Consider the following 1,095-nt stretch of genomic DNA (forward strand, 5'->3'; position numbering starts at 1 on the left):
TCGCGCCGATCGGCGACCCGAGCGGTCCGTCGACCGCCCGTGCGGCCGAGCCCGTCGCCGGAGTCCGCGTGAGCGTCGCCCCCGCCGACGGCACCTCCGTGGCCGGCGGCGCGCCGATCGACGTGGTCGTCGAGATCGTGAACGGCGGAGACGGCCCACTCCCGGCCGGGAAGCTCTCGATCGGCGTCGCCGCATCGGGCATCTACGACACCGCCGACCTCGACGCGTGGACGAGCGACGGCGGCCTGCCGGCATCCGCCCGGACCGTCTCCGAGCGCGCCACAGACGCCCTCCCCGTGGGCGCGGCCACGACCCTGCAGTTCACGATCCCCGCCGGAGCCACGGACGCCGGCGACCCGGCCATCGGGCTCGCCGCATCGCTCGAGTCGGGCGGCGCGGATGTCGCGGGCGGCACCACGGCCGTCGCGAACGCGCTCGTGACCGACGACGATCGCCCCGGGCTCGCGATCGTCTACCCGCTCACCGTGCCGGCGGACGAGGGCGGCATCCTCCCCGCCGATCGCCTGGCGTCGTGGACCGGCCCGACCGGGCTGCTCACCCGCCAGCTCGAGGCCGTCTCGGGGGCCGGGGTCGCGGTGGGCATCGACCCGCGCATCCCCGTGTCGATCCGCGCACTCGGATCCTCCGCTCCGGAGTCGGCCGTGTCCTGGCTCGAGGCGCTCGCGGAGATGCCGAACGAGGTCTTCCCGCTCGCCTACGCCGACGCCGACCTCGCCGCGCAGTCGCAGGCCGGGCTCGACGCACCGCTGGAACCGATCGGGTTCGCCGACATCGTCGACCCCGCCGACTTCGCCGAACCGCAGGGCCCGGCCGGTGCGACGACGGCGCCCGGCGAGGCGCCCACCGATGCGGAGCTGCTCGACTGGGACTTCACCCGGACCGACCTCGCCTGGCCGGCCGACGACACCGTGGCATCCGGCGACCTCGACCGCTTCGCGGCCGGCGGGCTGACCACCGCGATCCTGGCTCCCGGGAACGTCGAGCCGACGGGTGGGGCCGCGAACGCGGCCGCGACCATCGACGGGCGCGGGGCGGTCGTCGCCGACGGGCGGCTGCAGGACCCGCTCCGGCTCG

At 76.5% G+C, this 1,095-nt stretch carries 1 protein-coding gene; it reads left to right on the forward strand.

Annotation, left to right across the window (positions count from 1 at the left end; all coding sequences use genetic code 11):
• Positions 1-68: 68 nt before the first annotated feature.
• Positions 69-1,095, forward strand: a 1,027-nt coding sequence (locus tag ESO86_RS19515) for a DUF6049 family protein (protein WP_242492445.1), incomplete at its 3' end; no start/stop codon positions are given.

The sequence above is a fragment of the Agromyces binzhouensis genome (genome assembly GCF_004135055.1).
Classification (GTDB): domain Bacteria; phylum Actinomycetota; class Actinomycetes; order Actinomycetales; family Microbacteriaceae; genus Agromyces; species Agromyces binzhouensis.